The organism is Rhizobium lentis (genome assembly GCF_017352135.1).
Classification (GTDB): Bacteria; Pseudomonadota; Alphaproteobacteria; order Rhizobiales; family Rhizobiaceae; genus Rhizobium; species Rhizobium lentis.
This window is the reverse complement of the sequence record NZ_CP071456.1, coordinates 354,559-370,319: the sequence shown is the minus strand read 5'-3', so window position 1 is coordinate 370,319 and position 15,761 is coordinate 354,559. Positions and strand designations below refer to the sequence as shown.

The 15,761-nt window shown below is 58.3% G+C and carries 13 protein-coding genes and 1 pseudogene; 11 read left to right on the top strand and 3 right to left on the bottom strand.

The features are described from left to right. Positions 1–43 precede the first annotated feature (43 nt). Positions 44–1,405 (top strand): mandelate racemase/muconate lactonizing enzyme family protein, encoded by a 1,362-nt coding sequence (locus tag J0663_RS28035; RefSeq protein WP_207245692.1) that lies wholly within the window; start codon positions 44–46, stop codon positions 1,403–1,405. A gap of 17 nt (positions 1,406–1,422) precedes the next feature. After that, positions 1,423–2,622, top strand: coding sequence for a mandelate racemase/muconate lactonizing enzyme family protein (locus J0663_RS28030; RefSeq protein WP_207245691.1), 1,200 nt, complete (start codon positions 1,423–1,425; stop codon positions 2,620–2,622). Positions 2,623–2,713: 91 nt separating this feature from the next. Here J0663_RS28030 and J0663_RS28025 read toward each other — a convergent pair whose 3' ends face one another. Further along, complete coding sequence (locus J0663_RS28025; RefSeq protein ID WP_207245690.1) at positions 2,714–3,013, bottom strand: hypothetical protein; 300 nt, start codon at positions 3,011–3,013, stop codon at positions 2,714–2,716. A 232-nt stretch (positions 3,014–3,245) separates the two neighbouring features. Here J0663_RS28025 and J0663_RS28020 point away from each other — a divergent pair. The 4 genes and pseudogenes from J0663_RS28020 to J0663_RS28005 all read left to right on the top strand — a co-directional run bounded on the left by J0663_RS28020 (position 3,246) and on the right by J0663_RS28005 (position 7,383). Further along, positions 3,246–5,368: pseudogene (locus J0663_RS28020) on the top strand (carboxy terminal-processing peptidase). 81 nt (positions 5,369–5,449) lie between these two features. Continuing rightward, positions 5,450–5,746, top strand: coding sequence for a type II toxin-antitoxin system TacA family antitoxin (locus J0663_RS28015; RefSeq protein ID WP_207245688.1), 297 nt, complete (start codon positions 5,450–5,452; stop codon positions 5,744–5,746). Beyond that, complete coding sequence (locus tag J0663_RS28010) at positions 5,743–6,237, top strand: GNAT family N-acetyltransferase (protein WP_207245687.1); 495 nt, start codon at positions 5,743–5,745, stop codon at positions 6,235–6,237. Before J0663_RS28015 ends, J0663_RS28010 begins: the two co-directional genes overlap by 4 nt. A gap of 249 nt (positions 6,238–6,486) precedes the next feature. Next, complete coding sequence (locus J0663_RS28005) at positions 6,487–7,383, top strand: GGDEF domain-containing protein (RefSeq protein ID WP_207245686.1); 897 nt, start codon at positions 6,487–6,489, stop codon at positions 7,381–7,383. A gap of 175 nt (positions 7,384–7,558) precedes the next feature. Here the strand turns inward: J0663_RS28005 and J0663_RS28000 are convergent, their stop codons facing one another. Next, the gene (locus J0663_RS28000; RefSeq protein ID WP_207245685.1) at positions 7,559–7,978 is read right to left on the bottom strand and encodes a hypothetical protein; all 420 of its coding nucleotides are present in this window, start codon (positions 7,976–7,978) and stop codon (positions 7,559–7,561) included. Positions 7,979–8,224: 246 nt separating this feature from the next. Between J0663_RS28000 and ybiA the strand changes: the two genes are divergently transcribed. The 5 genes from ybiA to J0663_RS27975 are packed head-to-tail and all read left to right on the top strand — an operon-like array spanning position 8,225 to position 14,921. Continuing rightward, a complete protein-coding gene (gene ybiA / locus J0663_RS27995; RefSeq protein ID WP_246590467.1) occupies positions 8,225–8,773 on the top strand; it encodes a riboflavin biosynthesis intermediates N-glycosidase in 549 nt (182 codons plus the stop codon). Next, complete coding sequence (locus tag J0663_RS27990) at positions 8,770–10,707, top strand: hypothetical protein (protein WP_207245683.1); 1,938 nt, start codon at positions 8,770–8,772, stop codon at positions 10,705–10,707. Before ybiA ends, J0663_RS27990 begins: the two co-directional genes overlap by 4 nt. Further along, positions 10,704–11,831, top strand: coding sequence for a phosphoribosyltransferase-like protein (locus J0663_RS27985; protein ID WP_207245682.1), 1,128 nt, complete (start codon positions 10,704–10,706; stop codon positions 11,829–11,831). Before J0663_RS27990 ends, J0663_RS27985 begins: the two co-directional genes overlap by 4 nt. Further along, positions 11,831–13,750: an ORC-CDC6 family AAA ATPase gene (locus J0663_RS27980; RefSeq protein WP_207245681.1), complete on the top strand. Its 1,920-nt coding sequence runs from the start codon at positions 11,831–11,833 to the stop codon at positions 13,748–13,750. Before J0663_RS27985 ends, J0663_RS27980 begins: the two co-directional genes overlap by 1 nt. After that, the gene (locus tag J0663_RS27975) at positions 13,707–14,921 is read left to right on the top strand and encodes a hypothetical protein (RefSeq protein ID WP_221163061.1); all 1,215 of its coding nucleotides are present in this window, start codon (positions 13,707–13,709) and stop codon (positions 14,919–14,921) included. Before J0663_RS27980 ends, J0663_RS27975 begins: the two co-directional genes overlap by 44 nt. Positions 14,922–14,964: 43 nt before the next feature. On the opposite strand, the gene J0663_RS27970 is transcribed toward J0663_RS27975, so the two are convergent. After that, complete coding sequence (locus J0663_RS27970; RefSeq protein WP_207245931.1) at positions 14,965–15,723, bottom strand: ABC transporter ATP-binding protein; 759 nt, start codon at positions 15,721–15,723, stop codon at positions 14,965–14,967. Positions 15,724–15,761: the final 38 nt, after the last annotated feature.

Genomic DNA, 15,761 nt, shown 5'->3' with positions numbered 1-15,761 from the left:
CAGCGTGCGTGCCGAGCCCGCCCCACCGAAACGAGGATAAATCATGCCAGAGGCATATGGAGCCGACGAGGCGCTCAATCGGGTGAATACGCATTCCAGGCCTTCCGACCTTCGCATCACCGACATGCGGGTCGCCGAAATACTCGACGCGCCGTTCACCTCGGTGCTGCTCAAGATCTATACCAACCAGGGCATTGTCGGGCTTGGCGAGGTGCGCGACGGCGCCAGCGCCACCTACGCGCTGATGCTGAAGAGCCGGTTGCTGGGTGAGAACCCTTGCAATATCGATCGACTGTTTCGCCGGATCAAGCAGTTCGGCGGCCACGGCCGGCAGGGCGGCGGCGTATCGGCGATTGAAATCGCCTTGTGGGATCTTGCCGGCAAGGCCTATGGCGTCCCTGTCTACCAGATGCTCGGCGGCCGTTTTCGGGAGAAGGTGCGCGTCTACTGCGATACCGACGCCACCGTGCCGAGCGGCACCGAGACCGGCAAGCGCCTCAAGCAGCGCATGGAACTCGGCTTCACCTTCCTCAAGATGGATTTGGGACTGATGCAGATCGCGGATGTGCCCGGTGCGGTCGTATTTCCCGCCGGCTCACTGGAAGGATACCGCGACCGTCCCAGTCGCGGGCCGCTGAAGACCATCGAAGAGCGGCTTGTCCGCAACGCTTCCTACGATCTGCATAACGTCCAGCACCCGTTTACCGGACTCCATTTTTCCGACAAGGGCCTCGACCTGCTCGAGCAATATATCGCCGAGGTTCGTGAGGTGATCGGCATGCAGGTGCCGCTGGCGATCGACCATATCGGCCATATCTCGATGCAGAACGGCATTCGCCTTGCCCGGCGCATCGAGAAATACGTGCCGGCCTGGCTCGAGGATGTGATCCCCTGGCAGTATACCGAGCAGTACCGACAACTGCAGGACTCCACCACGGTGCCGATCTGCACCGGCGAGGACATATACCTCAAGGAGGGCTTCGAGCCGCTGCTCAGGAGCGGCGGCGTCTCCGTCATCCACCCGGACCTGCTCACCACCGGGGGCATCCTCGAGACCAAGAAGATCGGCGACATGGCGCAGGACCGTGGTGTCGCCATGGCCATCCACATGGCGGAAAGTCCGATCGCCGCAATGGCCGCCGCACACGTCGCGACGGCGACCGAAAACTTCATGGCGCTCGAATACCACGCCTGCGATGTCGGCTGGTGGGACGATATTGTCACCGGCCTTCCCAGGCCGCTGGTGAAGGACGGCTTTATCACCGTTCCCGATAAGCCGGGGCTGGGGATCGACGACGTCGTCGACGAGGTGATCTCGCAGCATCTGCAGCCCGGGGTTACCGGCATCTGGCAGCCGACGGATCACTGGGATGATGAGTATTCCTGGGATCGCACCTGGAGCTGAGGCTGACGGAGCTTAAGATGAAGATCACCGACCTGCGCTGTGCCGTTATCGGCAGACACCCGATCGTCCGCATCGTCACCGACGAGGGCCTCTACGGCCTGGGCGAAGTCGAATTCACCAAGACCTATCTCAAGCCCTTTGTGCTGCATTTCCGTGAGGCGCTGATCGGCGAGGATCCGACCGATGTCGAAAGAGTGATGCTGAAGATCCGCCAGCGTGGCTCCTTCAAGCCGTATGGCGCGGCGGTGAGCGCGATCGAGCATGCGCTCTGGGATATCGCCGGCAAGGCTGCGGGCGTGCCGGCCTATAAACTGCTCGGCGGCAAGGTGCGGGACAAGGTGCGCGTCTACAACGGCTCGGTCCGCCAGAAACGCACCGGTGACCGCCCGGAAGATTACGCCGCTGACGTCAAATGGATGATGGAGCAGCCGCAGAACTTCTTCATGATCAAGCAGGGAATCTCCTTCCATTCCAACATGAAGGACACCATCGAGGACTTCCATTACGGCGTGACGCAGAAGAAGGCCGGCTATCACGGTGCCATGGACCAGGGCGTCATCAGCGAGCGCGGCTTCAACCACATGCTCGACTGCGTGATCGCGATGAAGGAAGTGCTGGGCGACAAGGTCAGCCTGGCGCTCGACTGCGGCCCGGGCTGGATGCTGCCGGATGCGATCAGGTTCGCTCGCGCCGTCGAGAAGTACAATTTGATGTGGCTCGAGGACATGCTGACAGGCGACTACGTGCCATGGGTCAACCCGCAGGCCTATCGGGAGCTGACAACCTCCACGTCGACCCCGATCCATACCGGTGAGCAAATCTACCTCAGGCACAATTTCAAGGAGCTGATCGAGACGCAGGCGGTTCGCGTCATCGGCCCCGATCCGGCCGATATCGGCGGCATGGCCGAGCTCAAATGGGTCGCCGAGCACGCCTACATGCACTCGATCCTGATGGCGCCGCACGGCACCGCCAACGGCCTGCTCGGCCTCGGCGCACTGATCAATGTCTGCGCCACCTTGCCGGCAAATTACGTCGCCTTCGAATATCCGACCGCGTCTGACCCGTGGTGGGAGGATCTCGTGATCGGCCTGCCGCCGCAGATCGTCAAGGACAGCATGGTGGATCTGCTGGAAGCGCCGGGGCTGGGGCTCGACATCGACGCCGAAGGCGCCAGGAAATATCTCATGGAAGAGGATGCGGGCTTTTTCGACTAAACCGCCCTCCACCTGCCGTGCCGATCTTGTCGGTCGCCAGGAACAGGGCTTGCCGAAGTCGCAGGACGATTCTTCTGTGGCTGCCGAGTCTTCAAATTCCCGACCCGTCCAGCTGCTCGTCTTCGTCGCCTTCCCAGGGCGAAGGCATCGAGGTGCGGTTGGCCGAGGGCATCGGCATCCAGCACTTCAACTCCGGTTCGGCATATTCGATGATGTGGCCGGGCGAGGAATCCGACGCCCGCCAGCCTTCGGCACCGAACTGATCGCCATGCGACCAATAGACGAGGTCGACTTCCGCCGGCCCCTGTTCGGAGGCGCGGATCGTCACCAGGATCCGGCTGCCGTCTTTCGGTGCGCTTGCCATGTGGCGCCAGCGGTCTTGCTCGTCCATCGTGCTCCTCCTGCCTTGCTGCGGATCAACTGTCGCTTCGCCATCGAAAGCGGTCAACCCAAACTTTGCCGCGCCGGTGGGACGGTCTGTGCCCGACGCCGCAATATTCATGGCCGGATGGTTTTTTCCCGGCTTGACCGGCCAACAATTCTCCCCTGCTTGCCAAAAAACCACAATTGCCTCACTTAGTTCACACATCCACCCTCGGCATTAAGAATTGGATCAAGACTGAATGCGCATAGCCTATGTTATTCTCGGTGCATTTCTTGCACTCGCCCCGTCCGCCTATGCCGAGGTCGCATCGCCGCCTGCTTTGAAACCGTTGACGCGGCAGGCGCAGGCCGCCGAGTTGAGTGCGCAGTTTCTCTCCCGCTACAGCTACAAGCCGGTTCCGCTCGACGACGCCCTGTCGGCGAGGGTCATGGACGGCTTCATCAAGTCGCTCGATCCGGACCGCATGCTCTTCCTGCAGGCCGATATCGACAAGTTCATGGCCGACCGCAGCGAGATCGACGATGCCATAGAGCGGCAGGACCTCAAGATCCCCTTTGCGATCTTCAACGCCTATCAGGACCGCGTCGTCGACCGCATGACCTATGCCCGCAGCCTGCTGAAGCAGGGCTTCGATTTCAGCGGCAAGGAAGAGTATGCGGTGCTGCGCGACAAGGCGCCCTGGCCGCAGTCGGAGGCCGAGAGCAATGATCTCTGGCGCAAGCGCGTCAAGAACGACTGGCTGCGGTTGAAGCTCGGCGGCAAGGACGAGGCGGCCATTCGCGAGACGCTCGACAAGCGTTATGAAAACACGCTCGAGCGCGCCTACAAGTTCAAGAGCGACGACGTCTTCCAGTCCTTCATGGACGCCTACTCCAATGCGATCGACCCGCATACGGACTATTTCGGCGCGGCCGCCTCGGTCGATTTCAACGTCTCGATGAAGCTTTCGCTGTTCGGCATCGGCGCGGTGCTGCAGGAGCGCGACGACTACACGACGATCCGCGAACTCGTGCCCGGCGGGCCGGCGCAGCTCTCCGGCAAGCTCGCCGTCGGCGACCGCATCACCGGCGTCGGCCAAGGCAAGGACGGCCCGATCAAGGAGGTGGTGGGCACGCGCCTTGACGAAGTCGTGCAGATGATCCGCGGCAAAAAGGGCACCGTGGTGCGCCTCGACATTCTGCCGGCCGATGCCGGCGCCGATGGCGTGCATCGCGTCATCAGCCTGGTGCGCGACAAGATCAGCCTGGATAAGCAGGCGGCCCGGAAGACCGTGCTTTCCGTCAAGGCGGGCGAGACCACCCGCAAGATCGGCATCATCACCCTGCCGGTTTTCTATGAGGATTTCGAAGCCAAGAACAAGGGCGACAAGGATTACAAGAGCGCCAGCCGCGACGTCGCCAAGCTTCTCGGCGAACTGAACGAGGAGAAGGTCGACGGCGTGCTCATCGATCTGCGCAACAATGGCGGCGGTTCGCTCGACGAGGCTATTGATCTCACCGGCCTCTTCATCGGCAAGGGCCCGGTCGTCCAGCAGCGCGCCAGCAACGGCAAGATCGAGGTCAAGAGCGCCGACCTTAGAACGCCTGCCTGGACCGGCCCGTTGGGGGTCCTGATCAACCGCGGCTCGGCCTCGGCCTCGGAGATTTTTGCCGCGGCCATCCAGGATTACGGCCGGGGCGTGATCATCGGCGAACCGAGTTTCGGCAAGGGCACGGTTCAGACGGTCGTCGATCTCGACCAGATCGTGCACAACAGCAAGCCCGAATTCGGCGAGCTGAAGGTGACGATCGCCCAGTTCTTCCGGATCAACGGCGGCACGACGCAGCTGCGCGGCGTCACTCCCGATATCAGCCTGCCCGGACTGTCCGATCCCACGAATTTCGGCGAGACGAGCTATGACAATGCCCTGCCGTGGGCCGAGATCAAGCCTGCAAAATATGCGCCCGAAGGCGATGTCACGGCCTTGCTGCCGGCCCTGCAAAGCCGCCACGACGCGCGGGCCAAGGCCGATCCGGATTTCCAGCGTCTGCTGCAGGACATTGCCGATCTGAAGGCGCAGCGCGAGAAAGGCGTGGTTTCCCTCAACGAGGCCGAACGCCGCAAGGAAGCGGCGGCGCGCGAGGCGCGGTTCAAGGCGCGCGCCGAAGCCGGCGATGACGAGAGCCCTGCCGGCGACGATGGCCTGCAGGCGGACGAGCGCAGCCTGAGCGCCGATATCGCCATGGAAAATGCCCGGAAGAAGGCGAAAGACGTCCTGCTCGACGAATCCGCCGCCATTGTTGCCGACGCGGCGGATTTGGGGAGGACGCCGTAAAGGCAGCCGCACGGCCAGTCGGGAAAGCCTGCGCTGCGGCGGTATGACGGAATGCGTAACGACGATATCTTTACGATCCTTGTAAAGATAATGTCGTTACGCTATATCGCTCCAGACAGGAGTTTCCGATGCCGACATCCACCACGAACAAGAGCCCGGACGCAAGCGTGCCGCTGAATATGCGCATCAAACCTGCGACCCGCAATTTGATCGACCGCGCCGCTGAGCTGCTTGGCAAGACGCGCACGGATTTTATGCTGGAGGCTTCCGAACGGCGGGCTGAGGAAGTACTGCTCGACCGTGCCATCGTTACGGTCAGCCCCGAAATCTATGCTGAATACCTTGCCCGCCTCGACGCGCCGGCTAAGCCCAATGAGCGTCTGAAACGGACCATGTCGACCAAAGCACCATGGGATGAGGCGTGACCCTCAGCCCTCCGGCGCCATTGGCCGATCATCACGAGCTGGTCGAATTCGGTTCCGGCGTGCCTGAACTGGATGATTGGCTGCGTCGCCGCGCCCGCGCCAACCAGGCGAGCGGCGCATCGCGCACCTTCGTCGTGTGCGAGGCAAACCGGGTCGTCGCCTACTACGCGCTCGCCTCGGGCGCAGTGCGGCAGCCGGAAGCGCCCGGCCGTTTTCGGCGCAACATGCCCGATCCGATTCCGGTTGCCGTGCTTGGCCGTCTCGCCATAGATCGATCGTACCAGGGGCGGGGTCTCGGCAGGGCCCTGGTGCGCGACGCGGGCCTGCGCCTGCTCAACGCCGCAGAGATCATCGGAATCCGCGCTCTGCTGGTGCATGCGATTTCCGACGAGGCGCGAGCCTTCTACGAGGCGGTCGGCTTCCTGCCCTCGCCATCCGATCCGATGATGCAGATGGTCGGCTTGCATGATCTCGACAGCGCGCTGCGCTGACACACATCGCGGGCAATCCGCGCACGTCCAACAGTGAGGGCGATCCGCATCAGCGCGGTATCCGCTGCGCGAAGCGTGCGAATTTGCTACTCCAGCGTTTATCGCCTACAATTCTTGGGCAGCGCCCCCGCGAGGCCGTCTCGTTGATATCTCCGGAATCACCGAAGGCGCCTTTGCTTGCTGCCGCCGGCTCTTTTCTCGTGGGATTTCTGCGCCATGTCATGCCAGGGCAACCAGACAGGGTTCGGTATGGACGCACTCATCGAACAGCTTCTCAACCTTTCCGCACAGACCGAAACGCTGATGGCGCTCTACGATGGGGATGACCGGCTGCGCTATGCCAACAGCGCCTTCCGCTCGGCCTATTTCATCGAGCCGGAGGAAACGCCGCTCTGGCCGGATCTGATGCGGCGCAATTTTCATCTCGGCCGCGGCACCGTCATCCGCACGGAGAATTTCGAGGAATGGCTGCGCTCGACCCAGTCGCGCCGAGGCAAGATCGGCTATCGCGCCTTCGAGACGGATCTTTCCGACGGCCGCTGGCTGTGGATGACCGAGGCAGTGCAGAAGAACGGCTGGATGCTCTGCATCGCCAGCGACATCACCCGTCTCCGAGCGCACGGCCGCACCGTCCGGCAGGATCGCGACCAGGCGATCAAGGCTTCCTACACCGACGAACTCACCGGCGTTGCCAACCGCCGCTTCGTCATGGCCCGCGTCGAAGACATGCTGGCCGCTGTCCGGCATGGCGGCAGCGGCTGCCTCGCCGTCTTCGACATCGATAATTTCAAGCACATCAACGACCGGCTCGGCCACCACGCCGGCGATCTCGTGCTGCGCGATTTCGCCCACCGCATCCATCAGAATGTCCGCCGCAACGACTGCTTCGGCCGCGTCGGCGGCGAAGAATTCCTCCTCGTCATGCCGGCCACCGGGCCGGAGGACGCGCTTGCCATGGTCGAACGCATGCTGACAGTGATCCGCTTCTCCCGACCGCTGCCGGACTCGCCCGACTTCAGCTACACGTGCTCCGCCGGGATCGCGACGTGTGTGCCGACGGACAGCGCGTCGGAGCTTTATAGGCGGGCGGATCAGGCGCTTTATGATGCGAAGATGAGTGGTCGGGACAGGGTGCGGGCGGCGTAGAGCATCGGCGTTTCAGATGTCACCCAGGGGCAATGACACTCGTTTCGGCGCTAGAGCGCATAGCGATCTTTCAGATTCGCTTTAGGTCATTGCTTTTGCGCGTGGCGCAAAATCGCGGACAGTTTTGCGCGACGACATGCCTGAACGCCATGACGGATGCATAGAGGCCAATTAGTCAGCTCTTGTTAACGACGTGTGAGAGGTTGAATGCAGTAAAGGCGCCGAGTGCACTCACTCCCAATGTAAACCCTACCATTTGAACGAAAAGGGCAACCCGGCGCCATTTCGTTAACGCGTCCCGATATTGATCGCCGTCTAGGCCCTTCCTCTCGAAACGCTGGTAGCTCGCATAGATCCGTTCCCATGCAGCAAGCTGCCCAAAGCCGCCCACCATCGAAGCGGCCAGAGCGATCCACGAAATCCAAAACAGGTACGAAAAAACGGGCTGCTGAAGTTGCGGCCTAAAAGAAACTGAAAATGCGAAGAGCGCGCCAGCAACAAGAATAAGCGTTTTGATGAACTCCTGTCTGTAGGCATTCGCCAATGCCAAATCACGATGCACGGTCTCAAGGGTGTGTTCGGAAGTCTTTTCCATCGTGTGACGTCCATCCTCGGCGTTGATTAAACTTTGCGATTGCAAGACCCGGGGGAAAAGGTTCAAGTCTCGCGTGGCGCCTATTGGAGCATGACGATCAGCATGCGAAATGACAACTGAGAGGCCGAGATTTCCCCGGGAATCAAGTCTCTACGTGAGGACGTTAAGGGTCGTGACGAAATGAGGACTACAAGAACAACCTCGAAGGTGCGAGAAATCGGTGGTGACATTGATCGGAAAGGCTCCGTGGACACAACGGGTGTCATCTCGTTCTATCGAGCCAACGAGCGCCCCTATGGCGTGCTGAGTAATCTCTACCGGCGAGAGATCGAGTTTGAAGGACGGATTTTCCCTACCTCCGAACACGCGTATCAAGCCGGAAAGGCACTCAAACCTGCCGTTCGCGAATGGATCCAGGCTGCGCCAAGTCCTTCACTTGCTGCCATGGCTGCCCACGGCCTGTATACCTGGGACGTCGTCCCCGACTGGGCGAACATAAAATTTGATCGCATGCGGGCGGTCCTGCGGGCGAAGTTCACGCAGCACCCGGATCTGGCGGAGATCTTGATTTCCACCGGCACGAAAAGGTTGGTTGAAGTCGGTTCTGTGAATAACGCTGTCAATCGACTTTGGGGCGAGGTCAATGGCAAGGGCAAAAACATGTTAGGTGTCATGCTTATGGAACTGCGCGAGGAGATTTCGAACGGCTTAATCGAACAGGATTCGTGGTTAAGGCGCGATGAAGTATCCCTCGACAATAGGTCGCTCAATGAAATGCGTGCTGATTCTCAATGACGCCATATGAAATCGAGCTTGAAGAACTGCAAGGGAGTCTCGACAAGGCGCTCGCTGCTTCCATTGAGCCTCTCAAATTGGCGATTGCCGGCGCAAGTCAATCGAGTGTCATCGCCGTCGGTTCAGGCGGTTCCTATACAGTTGCCTCCCTGCTGTGCAGCCTTCACGAGGCCTACACAGGCCGTATATCACGACCCATTACTCCGCTTGAACTTATCTGCAACCCTACGTTAGCTTCAACCAGCCCGATTTTTATTTTTTCGGCAGAAGGTAAGAACCCGGACATACTCGAAGCATTGCAGCGAGCACGTCAGCACAGTTCACGGGCTGTCCACGTCGTTACCAACAGACAGGACAGCCCATTGATGGATCTGGTCCGATCAATGAACGACGTAGCCCCACACGTGTTTGATCTCGCTCATAAGGACGGATATCTCGCCACCAACAGCCTTGCTTTGAGCGCCTCTTTAATCGCACGGGCATTTGGTGAATTAGATCAAGATGGTCCTCCTGATTTTTTCAGGATGTCCGACATTCGATTCGATCAGCTATCGCTCTTCGAATGGGTGGAGAGCGCGTCCGAGTTTGCCAGTGAAGCCGTCGCGCGAAGGAGTGTAATAATCGTCTTCTCTCCGCGTCTTCGGCCAATCGCCGAGGACCTTGAATCGCGGTTTGCGGAATCTGCACTGCTTTTCATTCAACTGGCCGACTTCCGTTCCTTTGCGCACGGGCGACACCTTTGGCTCACCGAACGATCCAAGGACACGGCCCTCCTGGTGATTACCGAGCCGAGCGTTGGAGGGCTTTGGCAAGATATGCGTGCGCAAGTTCCCGATGAGGTCGCGACGTTCGAAATGCCCCTCAATGGATCCACTCCCCCGGACTTAATCGCCGGCTTATTGGGTGGTATGCATCTGGTGTCTAAAGTGGCCAATGCGGCCGGCAAGAACATTGCCAGGCCTCCCCTCTCCGAACTTGGCCGGAAACTGTACTATGCGAAGCTGGGAGAGCTGGTCCCTCCTCCAGACGAAGAGCGAATTCGAGGCGAACATTCCAAATACGAGGTTCTTGGCGCCAGATGGCCCAGCCGGCGCAGTAGCGGGAAAATTCGGCGCGCGCGATTGGAGGCAGAGGCGTCGCTGGAAAACCAGAAGTTCCGTGCAGTTGTCTTCGACTATGATGGTACGCTGTGCAGTTCAAATGCGTTGGATACACCGCCACCAGAGGCGATTTGCGCGCATCTCCGGCGTCTGGCCGAGGCGGGTATCATGATCGGCATTGCCTCAGGAAGGGGCGGCTCCATTGCTGAACGCTTTGAACCGATTTTTGATATGTCAATCTGGCCCAGAATCCGGCTGGGGCTGTATAATGGTGGTTGGATCGGTGAGCTCGGTCACCGTCCACCTGCACAGTCTGAGTTGAGCGACTTTCTTATTCACGCCAAGCGGGTCGTGACTGGTCTGAAGTCATGCGGCGTGCCAATTCACCTTGTCCGGGAAAACCCACCCTTTCAATTGAGCGTGCGCTTCGAGAACGGCGTTAGCACCGAGGACATGTGGTTCGTTGTTACTGACGCAATGAAGCAATCGGGGCTTGAGACCGGCATTATTTTGCGAAGTAAACACTCCGTTGATATTTTGGCGAGCGGCGTCAGCAAATCGCATGTCGTCGCCGATATCGTCCAACGCGATCGAATCGATCCCTACGAGATCATTACCATGGGGGATCTTGGTGCTTGGCCGGGTAACGACTCATCTTTACTGCAGCACCGCTTCTCCTTGAGCGTTGATCTACCGTCGCGACGCCTCGACCGCGGCTGGAAGTTGGCGCCGCGGTTTAAGAGAGATGTCGATGCAACCTTGTGGTATCTATCTCGCATGCAGACCTCCGGCGACGGGAGTTTCAGATTGTTTCTTTCCGGTGAGGAAGAATGAAAGACATCAATGCGCAGGCCCTTCTTGCCCAAGTGATGGACTGGAAGGATCCCGAAGTCGTGGGGCAAAATGCTTCTATTTTGCAATTGCTGGCGGATTACAAATACAATCACTATCAACGGTTCGGACCGGGGAAGCAGTTCGTCGAAAGCCTCGCCCTTTGGCTCAACCAATTTGACAAGGCCGACCGGCCGGTAGCGCTCGGATTGGTTCGCGACAGGCTGATTTTCATCTCGGAGCGCGAGATTTCACACCTCGTCAAGCTGTCCTATCCCGATGTGATCGTGCAAGATCGACTTCGACTTGTCGCCGAGGAAAACGAGATAGCAGCCTACAAGGTTGCCGCGTTAGCGAGACACCGCCGTTTCGAGGAGCTAAGAATCCGCTCTCTCTATCTTGGTTTGAGCGACGGCGCGCATACGAACGAACTCCGACGTGCCAGCAATGGCGCGATCAGCAATGAACAGATCTGGCAGGCCTATGAACTCGGAGACGCGAAGGCGGAAGACATGCTGTCAGAGCTTCGCAAATCTCTGACAAACGGCAACTTCATTCCGTCTAGTCCCACTAGTTCTGGTGACAAGGAACGTTTCAGCCTCATCTGGCTTGTGGATGATTTCTCAGGAAGTGGCAATACGTATATTCGATATGATGCCGAAGAGCGTAAATTCAAAGGCAAGATCAAGAAGATTTATGAGCGGATCTATGAGGGTGACCTGATCAACCCTGATTACTACGAGGTATCTCTGCTGCTCTACGTCGCCACCAGGCAAGCGATCGACCACATCGAATACTGGTCGGAACGGTTTACGAATGAAAGGGGCTACAAACCGCTCAAAGTGCATGTGCTTCATCCGATTGAAAAATATTGCTCGCTTTCAGCTACCCACGATGGCCCGATTATTGAAATCGCTAAGCAGGACCGGTACTACGATGCGAGGGCCAGTGATGAACATATTAGAATTGGGGGAACCGACGATGCAAAGCTTGGATTTGCAGCCTGCGCGCTTCCGCTGATCCTCTCTCATAACACTCCGAACAATTCGATTTATGCTCTTTGGGGACCCGAAGATAAGTCTTTCTTTGGATTATTCCCTCGGGTGAGCCGGCACCGAGAGATGTAATGGCATATCGAGCAAACCCCTTTCTAGAACGGATGTCTGAACGGACCACGTCCGACCAGGATTTCGTTCATTTGTTCTCGCCCAAGATCTTGGAAAAGCTCCACGAGGACTGTTTCAAGGGCGCGGTGCATATTTTCCGAAGCCCGCCCGGCGGGGGAAAATCTACTATATTACGTGCGTTTACGCCCAATTCTTTAAGGGCCTTTTGGAATGCCGGACCCACTCAGTCAGAAACGTACAAATTCCTAGTCGAGCGCGGCGTGTTGGGCGAGGAGGATGGCCCTGTCGTTCTGGGTGTTATGTTGTCCTGCTCTTCCGGCTATGCGGATCTACCGCCGGGTGCGTCAAATGCCAGCACCGAACTTTTTCGAGCGCTCCTAGACTGCCGGATCGTTATGCGAACGTTGCGAAGCTTGTCGGAATTCCTCAGCAGTGGCATGCCGGATGCACTCGATGAGGTGCAATTGCAATATGATGCCCACGCGAGCGGATTAAGGGCGATTCCTCTTCACGACACCGCCGCTGCCATGATGAAATGGGCCGAGGACAGCGAACGGTCGGTCTACGAACATCTGGATATTTTGTCGTCCCAAAGGGCCGAAAGCCCACCACCTGCCCATGCTCGTTTTGAATCTATCCTGTGGCTACAATCCGTCCGTTTCTCCCATAAAGGTAGGGAGGTGGCTTCAACTCGGCTCCTAATGATCGATGACGTTCAGGCTCTGCGGAAGGCACAGCGTTCGCTGCTGATCGATGAATTGGTCACGCTGCGGCCGTCCATTCCCGTCTGGCTCGCGAGCCGCACCATCGCGTTCGGTGAGGAGTTCTTGTCCCAAGGGGCAAGAAGTGGACGAGATGTGCGAGAATATCCGCTCGAAGAGCTTTGGGGGAACGGGAGCAATAATCGTCAGTTCAACGCATTCGCACAAAGCATTCTGGACAGGCGGTTCCAAATGCAGACCGTCGTGCCTGGCCAAGCGTTCGGTCAGTATCTTCAGGAGAACTTCCCGCTCAATGAATTGAACGATGCCTATGTCCAAGCCCGCTCGCTGTTCGAAGTCTTCTCAGCGCGGTATAAGCGGAACATTCGTTATTCGGACTGGTTGGCCAATGCTACACACGGGCCGCCGACTCCTAGTCTAGATGCTATAATCAGCCTGTATGTGACTAGGATTTTAATCGCGCGTGACGAAGCCAATAGACAGCTCTCGTTTGAATTGACCCCTCTTCCAGCAGAGGAACTGCAAGAGCGCGACAGCGGCGCTACAAAAGGCGCTGCTGAAATCTTCATGAATTTCGAGCAGAAGTTTCCATACTATTACGGTCTCGACAGGCTTTGCACCCTGGCAACTAACAATGTTGAAGAGCTCCTCTCGTTAGCGGCGGCACTTTACGAGGGAATGAAGGCCAAGCAGGTTCTTCGGCAGAGAGCATCCCGAGAGCTGCTGCCGCAAGAACAGGAAAAGCGGTTGCAGGAAGCTGCCGCAAACAAACGCGACTTCATCACTCGGAACCACAAAGACGGCACTAGGGCGCAGCGGTTGCTCGATTCGATAGGTTTGTTCTGCCGGGATCGAACTTTCCAGCCGAACGCTCCCTATGCTCCAGGAGTCACCGGTGTGCGCCTATCCAACTCGGAACTATCAAAGTTTGAGCGCATCCAAGACCAGACAAATATTGGTAAGTTGAAGAAAGTGCTCTTTGAGTGTGTTGCAGAGAACCTCTTGGTAACGCGCGAAAGCGCCGCAAGCACTAATAGAGAAGGAGGAACGGTATTCTATCTCAACAGAACCCTTTGCGCTCACTTCTCCCTCCCGCTCCAATATGGCGGATGGCAGGAAACCACGATCCAAAAACTGTCGGACTGGATGGAGGGTGGCTACCAGCCTGCAGCGAAACTCAGCCTTGGAGGTGGATGACTTGATCTGGGAAAACTATGTATTTCGCCGCGGCGTTGCGGTGGAAGACCTTTGGGACGATATGTATGCGGATCGCAAGAAAAATAACCGTCCGATGCGGCTGTTGTATATTGCCGGTCGGGGGTTTGACGTACGGGCCAAAGATGTCATTTCGAAATACGTCGAGCGGCTGAATGCGTCTGGATGCCAGATCCAACAAGCGACCCTTCTCCTAATAGGTTTCAGCGGCTATCAGTTGTCGCCCGAACTCGAAGACCTGACGAGCGAAAATGCAAGCATATTGGAGGATATTTTTGGCCAGATTGGCAAAGTGGAGACTTATTTTATCGATGAAACGGAAGATGACGAAGAGCTGAATGCCACCATCATGCTTAGGCTCGGCGCAGCCAAGATTCTCAATTTTCTGGATGACGTCACGGATATTGTTCTCGACGTCAGTTCGCTTCCTCGAATTGTTTATCTCACGATTCTTCTCTCCGTACTTGCTCGGATCGTCCCCGCAGCAACCGATCAGAACCAACTAACGAGCCACGGTGTAACATTCCAGGTATTGGTCGGCGAGGACCCCGAACTGGATAGCAAGATCGCCGCCCAAGATCCTAGCAATGATCTCGTCTTGATTCCGGGATACTCGGAAGCATTTCAGTCTGAAGCGTTGCGCGATATGCCGATGGTTTGGTTTCCTATTCTTGGGGAAAACCGCCTTGCGCAAGTGCAGAAGGTAGAAAGCAATATTCCTGATTGGGCGGAAATCTGCCCCGTTCTGCCGCATCCGTCGAAAGATCCACGGAGAGGTGACAAGCTCCTGACAGAGTATGACAACACGCTTTTCGCCAAGCGACAGACGCCACTCAGCAACATTATCTATGCGCACGAGGGGCATCCATTCGAAGTTTACAGGCAACTGCTGGAGGCCATGTTGCGCTTTCGTAATACATTGTCGGTTATTGGAGGAAGCCGCCTTGTCGTGACGCCGCTCGCGAGCAAGCTGATTACCGTCGGCAGCGCATTAGCTTGCTTCGAAATGAAAATGCGGTCTGTTGACAGCACGTCCGGTGTCGCGATCCCCTATGCGGAGCCGAAGCGCTATGTTGTCGAGGTCGGCGCGCTGAGATCATCAAAGGCCGATCTGTCGGTCCTCGTTCTTACCGGGGATCCTTTTCAGGGTTGATCCGCAGACTATCGGCATAGCCGCTGAACCATTCGCTGCCCACTCACCCCACCTCACCAAACTCCGCCGCCAGCACCGCATCCTTCAGCGCCCGCGAATAAGCATGCTGCGGATCATCCAACACCGCCCGCGCCCGCCCGCGCTCAACAATCTCCCCCTTGCGCATGATGATAATATTGTCACTGACATAATAAGCCGTCGCCAGATCATGCGTGATGTAGATGATCGAAAGACCGAGCTCGTTTTTCAGCCTGCCGAAGAGGTTGACGATCGCCATGCGTAGCGACGCGTCGACCATGGAGACCGGTTCGTCGGCCACCAGCAGGCGGGGCTCAGGGATCAGCGCGCGGGCGATGGCGACGCGCTGCAGCTGGCCGCCGGAGAGTTCGTGGGGGAAGCGGCCTTTCACCTCTTCCAGCGTCAGGCCGACATGGTGGAGGGCGGCGTCGGCCATCTTCTCCACCTCCCGCCGGTCCGGCCGCTTGCCGGAGGCGGAAAAGTTGCGGGCGGTCTCGAAGAGATAGCGGTCGACCCGCTTCAGCGGGTTGAAGGCTTCGAAGGGGTTCTGCAGCACCGGCTGCACCTCCTTCATGAAGGCCTTGCGTTCGGCCCGGCTGTGGATCGCGACGGTCTTGCCGGCAAATTGCAGCTCGCCTTCGGTCGGTTCCGTCTGGCCGAGGATCATTGCCGCCACGGTCGATTTGCCCGAGCCGGATTCGCCGACGATCGAGAGGATCTCCGGCTCGTCGCCGATCTCGAAGCTGACGTCGTTGACGGCGGTGATCAGCCGCCGGCCGAGCATGCCGCCCTGGCGGTAGATTTTCGTCACATGCGAGAGGC